Source organism: Staphylococcus sp. HMSC063F05, assembly GCF_001837075.1.
GTDB classification, from domain to species: Bacteria; Bacillota; Bacilli; order Staphylococcales; family Staphylococcaceae; genus Staphylococcus; species Staphylococcus epidermidis.
In genome coordinates this window covers 39517-55951 of the sequence record NZ_KV831337.1, presented here as the reverse complement: position 1 = coordinate 55951, position 16435 = coordinate 39517, and the positions used below count along the sequence as shown (strand labels likewise).

The 16435-nt window shown below is 34.1% G+C and carries 16 protein-coding genes; 10 read left to right on the top strand and 6 right to left on the bottom strand.

What is annotated here, in order from left to right; genetic code table 11:
* Positions 1 to 169 precede the first annotated feature (169 nt).
* From qoxD to folD, 6 genes are all read right to left on the bottom strand, one after another.
* Positions 170 to 460 carry a cytochrome aa3 quinol oxidase subunit IV gene (gene qoxD, locus HMPREF2576_RS05960; protein WP_001831700.1) on the bottom strand — a complete coding sequence of 97 codons (291 nt, stop codon included), beginning with the start codon at positions 458 to 460 and terminating at the stop codon, positions 170 to 172.
* A complete protein-coding gene (gene qoxC / locus HMPREF2576_RS05955; RefSeq protein WP_001831738.1) occupies positions 457 to 1062 on the bottom strand; it encodes a cytochrome aa3 quinol oxidase subunit III in 606 nt (201 codons plus the stop codon). Before qoxC ends, qoxD begins: the two co-directional genes overlap by 4 nt.
* The gene (gene qoxB, locus HMPREF2576_RS05950) at positions 1052 to 3040 is read right to left on the bottom strand and encodes a cytochrome aa3 quinol oxidase subunit I (RefSeq protein WP_001831713.1); all 1989 of its coding nucleotides are present in this window, start codon (positions 3038 to 3040) and stop codon (positions 1052 to 1054) included. Before qoxB ends, qoxC begins: the two co-directional genes overlap by 11 nt.
* A complete protein-coding gene (gene qoxA / locus HMPREF2576_RS05945; RefSeq protein ID WP_001831736.1) occupies positions 3040 to 4164 on the bottom strand; it encodes a cytochrome aa3 quinol oxidase subunit II in 1125 nt (374 codons plus the stop codon). Before qoxA ends, qoxB begins: the two co-directional genes overlap by 1 nt.
* Positions 4165 to 4700: 536 nt before the next feature.
* Positions 4701 to 5018, bottom strand: coding sequence for a DUF5011 domain-containing protein (locus tag HMPREF2576_RS05940; RefSeq protein WP_001831741.1), 318 nt, complete (start codon positions 5016 to 5018; stop codon positions 4701 to 4703).
* 372 nt (positions 5019 to 5390) lie between these two features.
* Complete coding sequence (gene folD, locus HMPREF2576_RS05935) at positions 5391 to 6251, bottom strand: bifunctional methylenetetrahydrofolate dehydrogenase/methenyltetrahydrofolate cyclohydrolase FolD (protein ID WP_001831669.1); 861 nt, start codon at positions 6249 to 6251, stop codon at positions 5391 to 5393.
* Between the two features lie 204 nt (positions 6252 to 6455).
* Here folD and purE point away from each other — a divergent pair, with 204 nt between their 5' ends.
* The 10 genes from purE to purH are packed head-to-tail and all read left to right on the top strand — an operon-like array spanning position 6456 to position 16420.
* Positions 6456 to 6938: a 5-(carboxyamino)imidazole ribonucleotide mutase gene (purE, locus tag HMPREF2576_RS05930; protein WP_001831735.1), complete on the top strand. Its 483-nt coding sequence runs from the start codon at positions 6456 to 6458 to the stop codon at positions 6936 to 6938.
* Positions 6925 to 8052 (top strand): 5-(carboxyamino)imidazole ribonucleotide synthase, encoded by a 1128-nt coding sequence (gene purK / locus HMPREF2576_RS05925; RefSeq protein ID WP_001831674.1) that lies wholly within the window; start codon positions 6925 to 6927, stop codon positions 8050 to 8052. Before purE ends, purK begins: the two co-directional genes overlap by 14 nt.
* Positions 8053 to 8757 (top strand): phosphoribosylaminoimidazolesuccinocarboxamide synthase, encoded by a 705-nt coding sequence (purC, locus tag HMPREF2576_RS05920; RefSeq protein ID WP_001831723.1) that lies wholly within the window; start codon positions 8053 to 8055, stop codon positions 8755 to 8757. It abuts the gene before it with no gap.
* Positions 8757 to 9017 (top strand): phosphoribosylformylglycinamidine synthase subunit PurS, encoded by a 261-nt coding sequence (purS, locus tag HMPREF2576_RS05915; RefSeq protein WP_001831728.1) that lies wholly within the window; start codon positions 8757 to 8759, stop codon positions 9015 to 9017. Before purC ends, purS begins: the two co-directional genes overlap by 1 nt.
* 1 nt (position 9018) lies before the next feature.
* Positions 9019 to 9690 (top strand): phosphoribosylformylglycinamidine synthase I, encoded by a 672-nt coding sequence (gene purQ, locus HMPREF2576_RS05910; protein ID WP_001831727.1) that lies wholly within the window; start codon positions 9019 to 9021, stop codon positions 9688 to 9690.
* A complete protein-coding gene (purL, locus tag HMPREF2576_RS05905) occupies positions 9683 to 11872 on the top strand; it encodes a phosphoribosylformylglycinamidine synthase subunit PurL (RefSeq protein ID WP_002470440.1) in 2190 nt (729 codons plus the stop codon). Before purQ ends, purL begins: the two co-directional genes overlap by 8 nt.
* Positions 11851 to 13335 (top strand): amidophosphoribosyltransferase, encoded by a 1485-nt coding sequence (gene purF / locus HMPREF2576_RS05900; protein ID WP_001831721.1) that lies wholly within the window; start codon positions 11851 to 11853, stop codon positions 13333 to 13335. Before purL ends, purF begins: the two co-directional genes overlap by 22 nt.
* Positions 13328 to 14359, top strand: coding sequence for a phosphoribosylformylglycinamidine cyclo-ligase (gene purM / locus HMPREF2576_RS05895; RefSeq protein WP_001831685.1), 1032 nt, complete (start codon positions 13328 to 13330; stop codon positions 14357 to 14359). Before purF ends, purM begins: the two co-directional genes overlap by 8 nt.
* Positions 14359 to 14925: a phosphoribosylglycinamide formyltransferase gene (purN, locus tag HMPREF2576_RS05890; protein ID WP_001831672.1), complete on the top strand. Its 567-nt coding sequence runs from the start codon at positions 14359 to 14361 to the stop codon at positions 14923 to 14925. Before purM ends, purN begins: the two co-directional genes overlap by 1 nt.
* A gap of 16 nt (positions 14926 to 14941) precedes the next feature.
* Positions 14942 to 16420 (top strand): bifunctional phosphoribosylaminoimidazolecarboxamide formyltransferase/IMP cyclohydrolase, encoded by a 1479-nt coding sequence (purH, locus tag HMPREF2576_RS05885; protein ID WP_001831692.1) that lies wholly within the window; start codon positions 14942 to 14944, stop codon positions 16418 to 16420.
* Positions 16421 to 16435: the final 15 nt, after the last annotated feature.

Below are 16435 nucleotides of genomic sequence, written 5' to 3'. Positions count from 1 at the left end.
TCATAATAATTAAAGCATAACATGGTATGGGATTGTTACGATAACGAAATAAAAAGAGCCTGAGACTTTTAAGTCTCAGGCTCTTTACATATAAGGTGGAAATGAATCAATAAAGAACAAATATATTCAAATTCATTCTTTATTGAAATCAACCCTGGAAAACTCATCTTTATAAGTGAGAAGAGTGTCCACCTTGCATTACCCAGTATGTTCCGATAACAGTTACTAAAGTAATGATAATTGCAAAGATAACTTTGAACGATTGTAAACGTCCATCTTTACCTTCAGTTAAATGCATGAACATTAATAATTGAAGGGCAGCTTGAATGAAAGCAAAACCAAAGATGATAGTTACCTTAGCATGGAATGTCATATTAGTGTATAGAGTTACAAAAACTGCTAAAAGCGTTAGTACGATAGAAGCAATAAAACCTACTGTATGTTTTACGATTGTATTCATCCGCTATACACCATCCCTATCATATATACGGCAGTAAAGATGAAGACCCAAACAACATCTAAGAAGTGCCAGTATAAACTTACTATAAATAATTTAGGAGCATTGTATGAATCCAAACCACGAGTGCCGATTTGAATTAACAAACAAATAACCCAAACAATACCTAATGATACGTGTGCACCGTGCGTACCTAGTAGTATAAAGAAACTAGACCAGAAGGAGCCAATAGTTGGGTTAACACCTTCAGAAGCATAGTGTGCGAATTCGTAAATTTCGAAACCTACGAATACAAGACCTAGGATAACTGTGATAATCATCCAAAACATCATTAAGTTTTGTTTTTCTTGTCGCATGTAATAAATTGCAATACCACAAGTATAAGAACTAATTAATAATGCAAAAGTCATTATTAAAATCAAATGTAATTCGAATAAGTCGGTAGTTAATTTACCGCCATATCCGCCACCATGTTGTAACGTTAATAACGTTGCAAATAGGGTACCGAATAACGCAAATTCAGCTGTAAGGAAAATCCAAAAGCCAAGTTTATTTAATTCGCCTTCGTGTGTACGAGAATCAATAGTATTTGCATCATGACTCATGACTTACAGCCTCCCTTTCTTTAATTCGAGCTTCTCTTAAACGAGCTTCAGTTTCTGCAACTTCTGAAGCAGGGATGTGGTAACCATGATCAATTTGGAAACTTCTCCAAATCATAGTAATGAAGATACCTGCTAAACAGATAAGTGCTGGAACAATAGATTCGAAGATTAAGAAGAAACCACCAATAGTCATAAATATACCCATCCAGAATCCTACTGGAGTATTGTTTGGCATATGAATATCTTTGTAGTTATGGTTGTCTAAATAATGACGACCATGTTCTTTCATATCAACGAATGTATCGTAGTCATTCCAATCAGGAGTGATAGCAAAGTTGTATTTAGGTGGAATAGCTGATGCTGTAGACCATTCTAAAGTACGACCAAGTCCATCCCAGTTATCTCCAGTAGCTTCACGTGGAGCTTTGATATGACTATAAACGATACTTGCAACTAGGAATAAGAATCCAATTGCCATCAATACTGCACCGATAGTTGAGATGAAGTTTAGTAACCACCAACCATCAGAAGGCATGTAAGTGTATAGACGACGTGGCATACCATCTAAACCTAGAATGAATTGTGGTAAGAAACAAACGTTAAATCCGATCATGAAGAACCAGAAGCACCATTTGTTTAATGTTTCATTTAACTTGTAGCCCATCATTTTTGGATACCAGAAGATTAAACCAGCTAAGCAGGCAAATACTACACCAGTAACCAATGTATAGTGGAAGTGAGCTACTAAGAAATAAGTGTTGTGATATTGATAGTCAGCTGATGCCATTGCAAGCATTACACCAGTAACCCCTCCTAATAAGAAGTTAGGGATGAATGCTAATGAGAATAGCATAGGTGACTCAAATGTAATTCTACCTTTGTATAATGTGAGCAACCAGTTAAATAGTTTAACTCCGGTTGGAACACCGATTAACATTGTTGAGATAGAGAAGAATGAGTTAATTAACGCACCATTACCCATAGTGAAGAAATGGTGAACCCAAACTAAGAAACTTAAGAATGCGATACCTGCAGTTGCCCAAATCATACTTTGATGACCGAATAAACGTTTACGGGCAAAAGTAGGGATGATTTCTGAGTACATACCGAATGCTGGCAAAATAACGATATAAACTTCAGGGTGCCCCCATACCCAGAAGAAGTTTGCCCAAAGCATTGGCATACCGCCATTTGCTACAGTGAAGAACTGAGTTCCAAAAATTCTATCAGCAGTCATTAAAGCAAGTGCTACAGTGAACACTGGGAATGCTAATATAACGATTAATGTTGTAATGAATGTTGTTACACTGAACATTGGCATTTGCATAAACTTCATTGTTGGAGTTTTACATCTTAGAATCGTAACAAAGAAGTTGATACCAGTCATTAACGATCCGATACCAGATATTTGAATTGCAATTAAATAATAGTTAACACCTGGACCTGGACTGAATTCACCAGCAAGTGGTGCGTAGTTAGTCCAACCAGCAGCTGGTGATCCACCTACAATAAATGATAGGTTGAATAAAATCATACCAGCGAAGAATAGCCAGAAACTAACGTTATTCATTACAGGGAAGGCAACATCGCGTGCACCAAGTTGTAATGGAATAACAACATTCCATAAACCAAAGATAAATGGCATAGCCATAAATATAATCATAATTACGCCGTGCGTAGTAAATACTTCATTATAGTGGTTTGCTTCCAAGAATTTGTTATCTGGAATTGTTAATTGAGTACGTAACATTAACGCATCGATACCACCACGAACGAACATTAATACGGCAGAAATTAAATACATGATACCGATTTTTTTATGGTCTACGGATGTGAACCATTCTTTATATAGATATTTCCATAATTTGAAATAAGATATAACTGCTATAAGGCCGATGACTAAGAATGGCGCAGCAATTTGTGCTGAGATAATCATCCAATTTCCTTTAACTAGTAGTTGATCCCATGGAAAATTCATTAATGTCCACCTCCATGATCATCGTGTTCTTTTTTGTGAAGTTTAGACGCATTTTCGTCTTTTGCTCCCTTAGAAATTTTTTCCATTTCTTTAGAGTTATGATCCTCTTCTTTTTTGAACTCATTATCGTATTTTTCATTGTTGCCGAGAATCATAGGTTTCATACCGTGACGTTCATAGTTAGGGTTTGTTATATGAACCTTACGAGCAGGTTTGATTGGTTTATCTTTTACATCTTTGTATAAATCCTCTTCAGCTGTGAAGTTAGGATCTTTTTGTTCAAAGTTGTAACGTTTGTAAGCGTAGAAGATATACTCTGGATCAGCCGCAGGGTCAACAAACGCCATATGAGTTCCACTAAATGTTAATTCTTTATTAGATGTGCTTGGTAAGAGTTGCTTGTCAAAAGTATCTTGACTTAAAGTTTTCTTACCTTTAGCCTCTTTTACCCACTTATCAAAATCATTTTGACTTACAGAGTGAACTTTAAATGTTTGACGAGAGAATCCCTCACCATTGAAGTTTGAGTTACGACCTCTGAAAGTACCTAATTGATCAGCTGTTAAAGTCCAATTCATAGTCATACCAGTCATGGCATATTTCTGACCACCTAATTGTGGAATCCAGAAACTTGTCATTGTATCCATAGATTGAAGCTTGAATACAACTGGTCGATCTTTAGGAATTGTTAATGTGTTAACAGTTTCAATATGTTGATCAGGGTAGGCAAAGAACCATTTATAGCCAGCACTTACTGCGTAAACGACAAGTGGATCTTTGTCTTTTTCTGGTGGTTTTTCATAATCGTATAAAGTTTTAACTGTAGGAATAGCTAAAGCAATTACGATTAAAATAGGTACCACAAACCAAATTGTTTCAATTAGAGAATTGTGGTGCATCTTACCAGATTCGCTATTCTTTTTGTAGCTATATTTAAAAATAAAAATAGCGAACATGGAAAGCACTACAGCAACAATAACAAGCATGAAAATTATTGAATAGATAATCAAGAACTTCTGACTGCTTGCTACTGGCCCTTTTGCATTAAAAACTTCTATATTTGAACAACCACTAAGTAAAATTAGTGTGCCAAATAATAGAAGCAAAGACTTAAATTTTGACACTTTTTTTGACCTCCTAATACTACAAATGTAGGGCTTACCAATAATTTTAGTTTATTACACAATATTTACAAGAGTATGTTCAAAAAAAATTACTTATTTATATAATTGAGGTCTGTTAGTCCTAGATATGACGGGGTTTGTAAGATTTGTTAAAATTATGTGTACATTTTGTGAAAATAGACAAATTTAGCAAAATTACATGTAATACAACACATTATTGATAAATCTTATCAATTAGATACAAAAAAAGAATATTACTTATAGAAAAATATGATCTTATATAGAAAGAATTAAGTTGAATAATATGTCTATAAGATGTGTCTGATTTTAGGTAGGTTAATAGTAGGATATATTGTTTTAGTTTATTGATTGAATGTTCTTTTAAGTGATGCATAGTCATATAAAATAATTTTTAATCACAAAAAAAAACGCTTATACAATTAATTTTTGTATAAGCGTTCTCGTAATTTATAGCTCATTAAAATATATAATAGGTAGAAATTAAACAAAGATTATGTGTGATTAAGAGGAGAGGTTCATTTTACTTCAATATTTCTTATAGAAGTTTTTTCAGCACCATCAGAATCGGTAACTTGATATTTTACTTTATACTTACCTGCTTTGGATGTATCAACTTGACCATCAATTTTGATTTTATGAGTAAGATCGCCGTCTTCTTTATCGTAAGCACTTATGCCTTTAAGTAAATTATATTCTTGTCCTTTTTCAATAACGATATCGTTAACACCTTTTAATTGAGGTTCAGTATTAGTAGTGGCTTCTGCATTTAAATTGGGTGTCACTAATGTAGCTGAAACTCCAAGTGCTGATAATGACTGTAGTAATTTGTTCATAACTTAACCTCCGTCTATTGAATCATCTATAATTTAAGTTTAATATACCCTATTTTTATTTTGTCGACATCATACTATGGTCTTAATATAACTCAATCAACATAAAAATTAAATCCTTTTTTATGAAACTTTGATAAAGATTATGTAAATTGTGAATTGTTTGAAAACATTTACTGAAACTGAATTCAAAGTTAAGTGTTCAATTAATAAGTATTGTGAATTAGACGAAAATTCGTTGTTATATTTAAATGATTAATAAAAAAAATATAATAAAATCAACTCATAAACTTATGTTCAACTCATTCATGTGTTGAAAGTAAGACAGAAAAAGTCCATGACTACATATTCATGTCACGGGCTTTTTCACTGATATTATTTTGTTAAGCCACGTCTTAATTTCTCTGCAAGAAGTGTATTATTAAGTACCATTGTAATAGTTAAAGGACCAACACCACCTGGTACTGGAGTAATTGCACTAGCTATTTCTTTTACTTCATCATATGCTACATCTCCTTTTAATTTTCCATTTTCATCAGGTGTATTACCAACATCTATAATTACTGCGCCTTTTTTGACATTTTCTTTAGTAACTAAACCAGGTTGTCCTACTGCGCTAACAATCACATCTGCTTGTTTTAAGTGTGCATTCATATTTTTTGTACGTGAATGTAAAATCGTAACAGTTGCGTTAGCTTGCAACAATAACTTTGAAACAGGTTGGCCAACAATATGACTACGACCAATAACAACTGCATTTTTTCCTTCTAAATTAATATCTGCGTGTTTTAAAATTTCCATAATACCCAGGGGTGTACATGGTACAAAGGTTTGCTCATCAATATACAATTTTCCAATATTAATTGGATGGAAACCATCTACATCTTTTTCCGGATTGATAGCTTCAAGTACTTTTTGTTCGCTTACCTGTTTAGGTAATGGTACTTGAACTAAAATACCACTAACAGTATCGTCATTGTTTAATCGATTAAGTTCGCTTAAAACTACTTCTTCTGATGTGGATTCGTCTAAGTGAATAATTTCTGATATCATTCCAATTTTTTCTGCTGCTTTTTTCTTTGATTTTACATAACTTTGGCTTGCACCATCATTACCAACTAATATGACTGATAATTTTGGAGTAAAACCATATTCTTTTAAGTCATTGACTTGATTTTTAAGTCTTTGTCTATATTCTTTTGCTATTTGTTTACCATCTAAAATTTTAGCAACCACCTTAAACCACTCCTAATTATTAATTAATATCTTAACTTTAACATTAATCAAAAAGCAAATGATAGTCAAAAGACGTAAATTAATATTTAAATTGATGTTAAAGTTCGATTTTTGATTGAAAAATACCAAATGGATTGTTATGCTATATGTGTAATATACAACTATTCCTAATAACAATCCAAAAGTTTCGAAAGGGTGTACAAAGTGAAAGTAGCAGTCATTATGGGCAGTTCCTCAGATTGGAAAATTATGAAAGAAAGTTGTTCGATGCTTGAAGAATTTGAAATACCGTACGAAAAGAAAGTCGTTTCAGCTCATCGTACGCCTCAAATGATGTTCAATTTCGCTAGTCAAGCACGCCAAAATGGTTTTGATATTATCATTGCCGGTGCAGGGGGAGCAGCACACTTACCTGGAATGGTAGCTTCCATGACAACATTACCTGTGATTGGTGTGCCAATTGAATCTAAAAGTCTAAAAGGATTAGATTCATTACTATCTATCGTCCAAATGCCTGGTGGTATCCCAGTTGCAACCACAGCAATTGGAAAATCAGGTGCTAAAAATGCTGGGATATTAGCGGCAAGAATGTTAGGAATAACAAATGAATCAGTTCAAAATAATTTGGAAAATTATGAAAAATCTTTAGTCGCAAAAGTGGAGGAAATGCAAAATGAACTTCAGTAAACTTAAATTTGGCGCGACAATAGGAATCATTGGCGGAGGGCAGTTAGGAAAAATGATGGCTCAGTCTGCACAAAAAATGGGTTATAAGGTGATTGTCCTAGATCCTAATGAAGACTGTCCTTGTCGTTATGTCGCACATCAGTTTATTCATGCAAATTATGATGATGAGCAAGCTTTAAATCAGTTAGGTGAAAATTCTGATGTTGTTACTTATGAGTTTGAAAATATTTCGTCTGAACAATTAAAAAAACTCACTCAGTTATATCATATTCCCCAAGGGTACCAAGCTATTGAACTATTACAAGATAGGCTAACCGAGAAGCAAACATTACTAGAAGCAAATACTCAAATTGTTCCTTTTGTACAAATTCAAACAAATCAAGACTTATTAAAAGCCATAGAAAAATTAGGCTTTCCGTTCATAGTGAAAACACGTTTTGGTGGATATGATGGTAAAGGACAAATTTTGGTAAGAAATGATTCGGAATTAGACGAAGCATACCAGCTAGTTGAGAAGCAAGAATGTGTTGCTGAACAATATCTTGATATTCAAAAGGAAGTATCTCTTACAGTAACAATTGGAAATGAACAACAAACAACATACTTTCCTCTTCAAGAAAATGAACATCAAAATCAAATATTATTTAAAACAGTCGTTCCAGCAAGATCTGATAAAGAAAATGAAGCACGTAAGGAAGTTGAGAAAATCACTCGCGCAATTCATTTTGTGGGAACCTTTACAGTAGAATTCTTTATTGATAAAGAAAATAACTTATATGTAAATGAAATTGCACCAAGACCACATAATTCTGGACACTATTCTATAGAAGCTTGTGATTATTCACAGTTTGATACACATATTTTAGCCATAACTGGTCAAAAACTTCCGCAAGCTATTGAATTATTAAAGCCAACAGTAATGATGAATTTATTAGGTCGCGATTTGGATTTACTTGAAAATGAATTTAGCAGACATCCAGATTGGCATATTCACATTTACGGTAAGAAAGAAAGAAAACCTGATAGAAAAATGGGACACATGACTTTACTGACGGATGATGTCAATCAAACAGAACAATATATGTTAATGAAATTTGAAGGGAGAGACAAGTAAGTGTCATTGTTATATGAAGGTAAAGCTAAAAGAGTATTCACGACAAATATTGATGGACAATTACGAGTTGAATATAAAGATGAGGTAACAGCAGGAAACGGTGCAAAAAAAGATACTATGATTGGCAAGGGTAAGTTAAATAATCAAATTACTTCTATTATATTTGATTATTTAACTCATAATCATATTGACAATCACTTTATTAAACAACTTTCACAAACAGAACAACTCGTCCAACAAGTTGATATTATACCTTTAGAAGTTGTTGTTAGAAACATTGCCACTGGTTCGATCACAAAACGTCTTGGTTTTAAAAAGGGGCATACATTTGAAGAACCTCTAGTAGAATTCTTCTACAAAAAAGATGAACTTAATGATCCGCTTATTACTGATGACCATGTAAAATTACTCGGCATAGCGAACGATGAAGAAATAAAACAACTTAAACAAATGGCAAAAGATATTAATCAAGTACTGATTCAATTGATGAATGAAATGAGTTTGAGACTTGTAGATTTTAAGGTTGAATTTGGTAAAACCAATGGTGGAAAAATTTTACTTGCAGATGAAATCTCTCCTGACACTTGTAGAATATGGGATAAAAATACGGATACTAACTTTGATAAAGATGTATATAGAAACAACACTGGCTCGTTGATTGAAACTTATCAAACATTTTTAAATAAATTGGAGGATCTTAAATAATGAAAACGATTGAACTACATATCACTTTACAACCACAAGTTTTAGATACACAAGGACAAGCTTTAAACCGAGCAGTTCACGATCTCGGTTATGAACAAGTGAATGACATTCGAGTAGGTAAAGTTTTATATATGACAGTTAATGAACCAACTGACGAGGCTGTTGATAATATTATTACGACACTAAGTGAAAAGTTATTTGCTAATACAGTCATTGAAGAATATAGCTATAAAGTTATCGATGAAAAGGAGAAAGCATAATATGAAATTTGCAGTTCTTGTGTTCCCTGGTTCAAACTGCGATAGAGACATGTATAACGCAGCTATTAAATCAGGTGTTGATGCAGCGTATGTCGATTATCGTGAAACGACTTTAGATGGTTTTGATGGTGTTTTAATACCTGGTGGTTTTTCATTTGGCGATTATTTGAGATCGGGAGCTATGGCAAGTGTTGCTCCGATTATTAAAGAAGTTAAGCGATTTGCGAAAGAAGGTAAGCCTGTTTTAGGAGTATGTAATGGGTTTCAAATTTTAACTGAGATTGGATTGTTACCAGGCGCATTACTTCATAATGATTCACATTTATTTATAAGTAGAAACGAAACTTTAAAAATTACTAATAATCAAACACCTTTTACGCATTTATATGTGAAAAATGAGAATGTTGTTTATCCTGTAGCACACGGTGAAGGTCATTATTATTGTACTGATGAAATATATCGTGAACTCAACGATAACAATCAAATTATCCTTAAATATACGAATAACCCTAATGGCTCTTATGAGGATATTGCAGGAATAGTTAATAAAGAGGGAAACGTTTGTGGGATGATGCCACACCCTGAACGCGCACTTGAAACATTATTAGGAACAAATAGTGGTGTGAAATTGTTTGAATCAATGGTGAAAAGTTGGAGGGAACAAAATGTCTAAATTTATCGAACCAAGTAATGAAGAGATTAAACTTGAAAAACTTTATCAAGATATGGGATTAAGTGATAAAGAATATGACAAAGTGGTTGAAATTCTTGGTAGAGAACCCAACTTCACAGAAGTAGGAATTTTCTCAGTGATGTGGAGCGAACATTGCTCATATAAACATTCTAAACCATTTTTAAAACAATTTCCTACGACAGGAGAGCACGTATTAATGGGACCAGGAGAAGGTGCAGGTGTTGTAGATATAGGCGATAATCAAGCCGTAGTATTTAAAGTTGAGTCTCACAATCATCCATCTGCAATTGAACCATATCAAGGTGCGGCAACTGGAGTCGGAGGTATTATTAGAGATATTGTTTCAATTGGTGCCCGTCCAATTAATTTACTAAATAGTCTTCGTTTTGGTGAGTTAACTGTAAAACAAAATCAACGATTACTTAAAGGTGTTGTAAGTGGTATTGGTGGATATGGCAACTGTATTGGTATTCCTACTACGGCTGGTGAGATTGAATTTGATGAACGCTATGATGGCAATCCATTAGTCAATGCTATGTGTGTAGGAATCATTGATCATGATATGGTCCAAAAAGGAACAGCTAAGGGTGTTGGTAATTCCGTTATATATGTAGGTTTAAAAACTGGGCGTGACGGTATTCATGGTGCAACATTTGCATCTGAAGAACTTACTGAGGAAAGTGAAAGTAAAAGACCTTCAGTACAAATTGGAGATCCATTTGTAGGCAAAAAGCTAATGGAAGCAACATTAGAAGCAATTACTTTTGATGAACTAGTAGGTATACAAGATATGGGAGCAGCTGGTTTAACTTCATCTTCATCTGAAATGGCAGCTAAAGGTGGTAGTGGTTTACATTTAAGACTTGATCAAGTTCCAACAAGAGAACCTGGAATTTCTCCATATGAAATGATGCTTTCAGAAACGCAAGAAAGAATGCTGTTAGTTGTAGAAAAAGGTACAGAACAAAAGTTTTTAGATTTATTCAATAAACACGAACTAGATAGTGCAGTAATCGGTGAAGTAACAGACACTGATAGATTCGTGCTTACATACGATGATGAAGTGTATGCAGACATTCCTGTGCAACCTCTTGCTGATGAGGCACCAGTGTATATTTTAGAAGGAGAAGAAAAGGAATATAATACATCAAAAAACGATTACAGCAATATAGATGTACATGATACATTTATCAAGTTATTACAACACCCAACAATAGCATCTAAACATCATTTATATGAACAATACGATCAACAAGTAGGAGCAAATACAATTATTAAGTCAGGTTTACAAGCTTCAGTTGTGCGCGTAGAAGGAACACAAAAAGCTATTGCTTCAACTATAGATGGTGAAGCACGTTATGTTTTCAACCAACCTTATGAAGGTGGAAAAATGGTTGTTGCTGAAGCCTATCGAAATTTAATTGCAGTAGGGGCGACACCATTGGCTATGACTGATTGTCTAAACTATGGTTCTCCAGAGAAGAAAGAAATCTATCAACAATTAATAGATTCAACAAAAGGTATGTCAGAAGCTTGTAAAGTGCTTCAAACTCCTGTAGTTTCAGGAAATGTTTCATTATATAACGAGACACGTGGAACCTCTATCTTCCCTACACCTGTCGTAGGTATGGTTGGTCTTATTGAAGACGTGAGCTATCTAAAAGAGTTTAAACCTAAAGCAGGAGATAAGATTTATTTAGTTGGTGAAACGCGTGATGACTTTGGTGGTAGTCAATTGGAAAAATTGTTGTATGGATCAGTTAATCATGAGTTTGAATCTATTGATTTAAGTGATGAAGTTTCAAAAGGAAAATTAATCAAACAGGCTATTCGTAATGGCATTGCATCTCATGTACAAACAGTTGGTAAGGGCGGCTTATTAGTTACTTTAGCTAAAATTAGTGCCCATTATGATTTAGGTATGCAAGCTCAATTGGATGTTACCAATGCACAATTATTTAGTGAAACTCAAGGACGATATATTGTTGTTGTTAAAGAAGGGCAAACTTTGGATATAGATCAAGCTCAAGAAATTGGGCATTTAACTCATCAGCAGTTATTTGATATATCTAATTCAGACGTAAAAATAAAAGAAAACGTTTCAGATATCAAACAAAAATGGGAAGGGGCTATAGTTCAATGTCTAACTACTCAGGATTAAATGAAGAATGTGGCGTTTTCGGTATTTGGAATCATCCTGAAGCAGCACAGTTAACATATATGGGTCTACATAGTTTACAACACAGAGGTCAAGAAGGTGCAGGTATTGTAGTTTCAAATCACGAAACGCTAAAAGGTGAACGAGGATTAGGCCTATTAACTGAAGCAATTAAAGACGAACATATGTCAAATATAAAAGGTTATCCACATGCGATAGGACATGTTCGTTACGCAACCTCTGGTAATAAAGGCATTGAAAATATTCAACCATTTTTATATCACTTTTATGATATGAGCGTAGGTATATGTCATAACGGTAATTTAATTAACGCTAAATCATTACGTCAAAATTTAGAAGAACAAGGTGCGATTTTCCATTCTTCTTCGGATACTGAAGTCATTATGCACTTAATTCGTCGTAGTAAGGCGCCGACATTTGAAGAGGCATTGAAAGAGAGTTTACGACTCATTAAGGGTGGATTTACTTTTGCCATCCTAACAAAAGATGCGTTGTATGGTGCAGTAGATCCTAATGCTATTCGACCATTAGTAGTTGGAAAAATGGAGAACGGTGCTTATATTTTAGCAAGTGAAACATGTGCGATTGATGTTTTAGGTGCTGAATTTATACAAGATATTCATGCAGGTGAGTATGTTGTTATTACGGATGAAGGTATAGAAGTTAAGACTTACACACGACAAACAACAACTGCAATTTCAGCTATGGAATATATTTATTTTGCGAGACCTGATTCAACGATTGCAGGAAAAAATGTTCATGCGGTACGAAAGGCATCAGGTAAACGGTTAGCACAGGAAAACCCAGCAAAAGCAGATATGGTAATAGGCGTACCTAATTCATCATTATCTGCAGCAAGTGGTTATGCTGAAGAAATAGGCCTACCATATGAAATGGGACTAGTTAAAAATCAATATGTTGCTCGAACTTTTATACAACCTACTCAGGAATTAAGAGAGCAAGGTGTACGTGTGAAACTGTCGGCTGTTAAGGATATTGTTGATGGTAAAGATATCGTACTTGTAGATGATTCGATTGTTCGAGGTACAACGATTAAACGCATAGTTAAAATGCTTAAGGATTCAGGAGCTAACCGCATTCACGTAAGAATTGCTTCTCCCGAATTCATGTTCCCTAGTTTTTATGGTATTGACGTATCTACAACAGCTGAACTCATCTCAGCAAGTAAGTCTCCTGAGGAAATTAAAAATCATATTGGTGCAGATTCTCTTGCTTATTTAAGCGTTGATGGCTTAATCGAGTCTATAGGACTTGATTATGATGCGCCATATCATGGCTTGTGTGTAGAAAGTTTTACAGGTGATTATCCAGCAGGACTTTACGATTATGAGAAAAATTATAAAAAGCATTTAAGTGAACGTCAAAAATCATATATAGCTAATAATAAACATTATTTTGATAGTGAGGGAAATTTACATGTCTAAAGCATATGAGGAATCTGGTGTAAATATTCAAGCAGGATATGAAGCAGTCGAAAGAATAACAAGTCATGTTGAACGTACATTGCGCAAAGAAGTATTAGGTGGTTTAGGTGGATTTGGTGCAACATTTGATTTGTCTCAATTAAAAATGAAAGCGCCAGTTCTGGTATCAGGTACTGACGGTGTGGGTACAAAGTTAAAATTAGCAATTGACTATGGAAAGCATGACACAATTGGTATTGATGCTGTCGCAATGTGTGTAAATGATATTTTAACAACAGGTGCTGAACCTTTATACTTTTTAGACTATATTGCCACGAATAAAGTAGTGCCAAGTACTATAGAGCAAATCGTTAAAGGTATAAGTGACGGTTGCGAACAAACCAATACGGCACTTATAGGCGGTGAAACTGCTGAAATGGGAGAAATGTATCATGAAGGTGAATATGATATTGCTGGTTTTGCAGTAGGAGCGGTAGAGAAAGAGGACTATATTGATGGTTCAAATGTTGAAGAAGGACAAGCAATTATTGGTTTAGCTTCAAGTGGTATTCATTCAAATGGCTATAGTCTAGTTAGAAAAATGATAAAAGAATCAGGAGTTCAATTACATGATCAATTTAATGGTCAAACCTTTTTAGAAACCTTCCTTGCACCAACAAAATTGTATGTAAAGCCTATTCTTGAATTAAAGAAACATATTGATATCAAAGCGATGAGCCATATTACTGGTGGAGGTTTCTATGAAAATATTCCGCGTGCCCTTCCTAAAGGTTTATCAGCAAAAATAGATACACAATCATTCCCAACGTTGGAAGTCTTTAATTGGCTTCAAAAACAGGGCAACATTTCAACGAATGAAATGTATAACATATTTAATATGGGTATTGGATATACAATTATTGTTGACAAAAAAGATGTTCAAACAACATTAACAACGTTACGTGCAATGGATACAACTGCATATGAAATTGGTGAGATTATAAAAGATGATGATACACCTATTCATTTATTGGAGGTAGAATAGTGACCAATATAGCGATTTTTGCCTCAGGATCAGGTAGTAACTTTGAAAATATTGTAAAACATATCCAAACAGGGCAATTATCTGGTATCAATGTAACGGCACTGTATACAGATAATGAAGGGGTACCCTGTATTGATAGAGCTAAAAATTTAAATATTCCAATTCATATTAACAAGCCAAAAGACTTTTCATCCAAATCTTTATATGAACAGCATCTACTTAAATTATTATCCAGTGAGGAAGTTCAGTGGATTGTATTAGCTGGTTATATGAGACTAGTTGGCCAAGACTTATTACAAGCTTATGAAGGACGGATATTAAATATACATCCCTCATTATTGCCTAAATTCAAAGGTTTAGATGCCATAGGTCAAGCGTTAGAAAGTGGAGATACTGTAACTGGATCAACTGTCCATTATGTAGATAGTGGGATGGATACGGGAGAAATTATTGAACAACAGCAATGTGATATAAAACCGGACGATACTAAAGAACAATTAGAAGATAGAGTAAAACATTTAGAATATGAACTTTATCCAAGAGTTATAGCTAAAATCATTAAATAGAGGAGTATCTTATAGAATGAAAAAAGCAATATTAAGCGTTTCTAATAAAAGTGGAATTGTAGAGTTTGCAAAAGCATTAACTAATTTAGACTATGAACTGTATTCTACGGGTGGTACAAAACGTGTATTAGAAGATGCGAATATCAATATTAAGTCCGTGTCAGAATTAACACAATTTCCAGAGATTATGGATGGTCGTGTTAAAACACTACATCCAGCAGTCCATGGTGGTATTTTAGCTGATCGTGATAAAGAACATCATTTAGAGCAATTACGAGAACAACATATTGATTTAATTGATATGGTAGTAGTCAACCTATATCCTTTCCAACAGACTGTTGCTCAACCTGACGTAACAGAAACTGATGCAATAGAAAATATTGATATTGGTGGACCTACAATGTTAAGAGCAGCTGCTAAAAACTTTAAACATGTTACAACTATCGTACATCCTTCCGATTACAACGAGGTAATTGAGAGAATTAAAAATCATCAATTGGACGAAGCATATAGAAAATCGCTAATGGTTAAAGTTTTCCAACATACAAATGAATATGATCATGCTATTGTTAACTATTTCAAAGACAATAAAGAAACACTAAGATATGGCGAAAATCCTCAACAATCTGCATATTTTGTTAGAACATCTGATAGCAAACATACGATTGCGGGTGCAAAACAATTACATGGTAAACAATTGAGTTTTAATAATATTAAAGACGCAGATGCAGCACTCAGTTTAGTAAAAAAATTCAACGAGCCAACTGCTGTAGCAGTAAAACATATGAACCCGTGTGGAGTAGGAATTGGACAGTCGATTGATGAAGCATTTCAACATGCATATGAAGCGGATAATCAATCAATATTTGGCGGAATTATAGCATTGAATAGAACGGTAGATGTTAAATTAGCTGAAGCATTACATTCTATCTTTTTAGAAGTAGTTATCGCACCTCAATTTACTGAGGAAGCTTTAAAAATATTGACACAAAAGAAAAATATTCGTTTATTACAAATAGATATGACAATTGATAACGCTGAACAAGAATTTGTTTCCGTTTCAGGTGGTTACTTAGTACAAGATAAAGATAATAAAGATGTGACTCGAAATGACATGACTGTTGCTACCGACATTCAACCTACAGAAGCACAGTGGGAAGCTATGCTCCTAGGTTGGAAAGTTGTAAGTGCCGTTAAGAGTAATGCAGTGATATTGAGTAACAACAAACAAACAGTTGGTATAGGTGCAGGGCAAATGAATCGTGTAGGTTCCGCTAAAATTGCAATCGAAAGAGCAATAGAAATTAACGATAATGTTGCGCTTGTTTCAGATGGTTTCTTCCCAATGGGAGATACAGTTGAATATGCTGCCGAACATGGTATTAAGGCAATTATTCAACCAGGTGGTTCAATTAAAGATCAAGATTCCATTGATATGGCTAATAAATATGGCATTACAATGGTTATGACAGGTATGCGTCATTTTAAACATTAATTTTTGAAAAGAAAG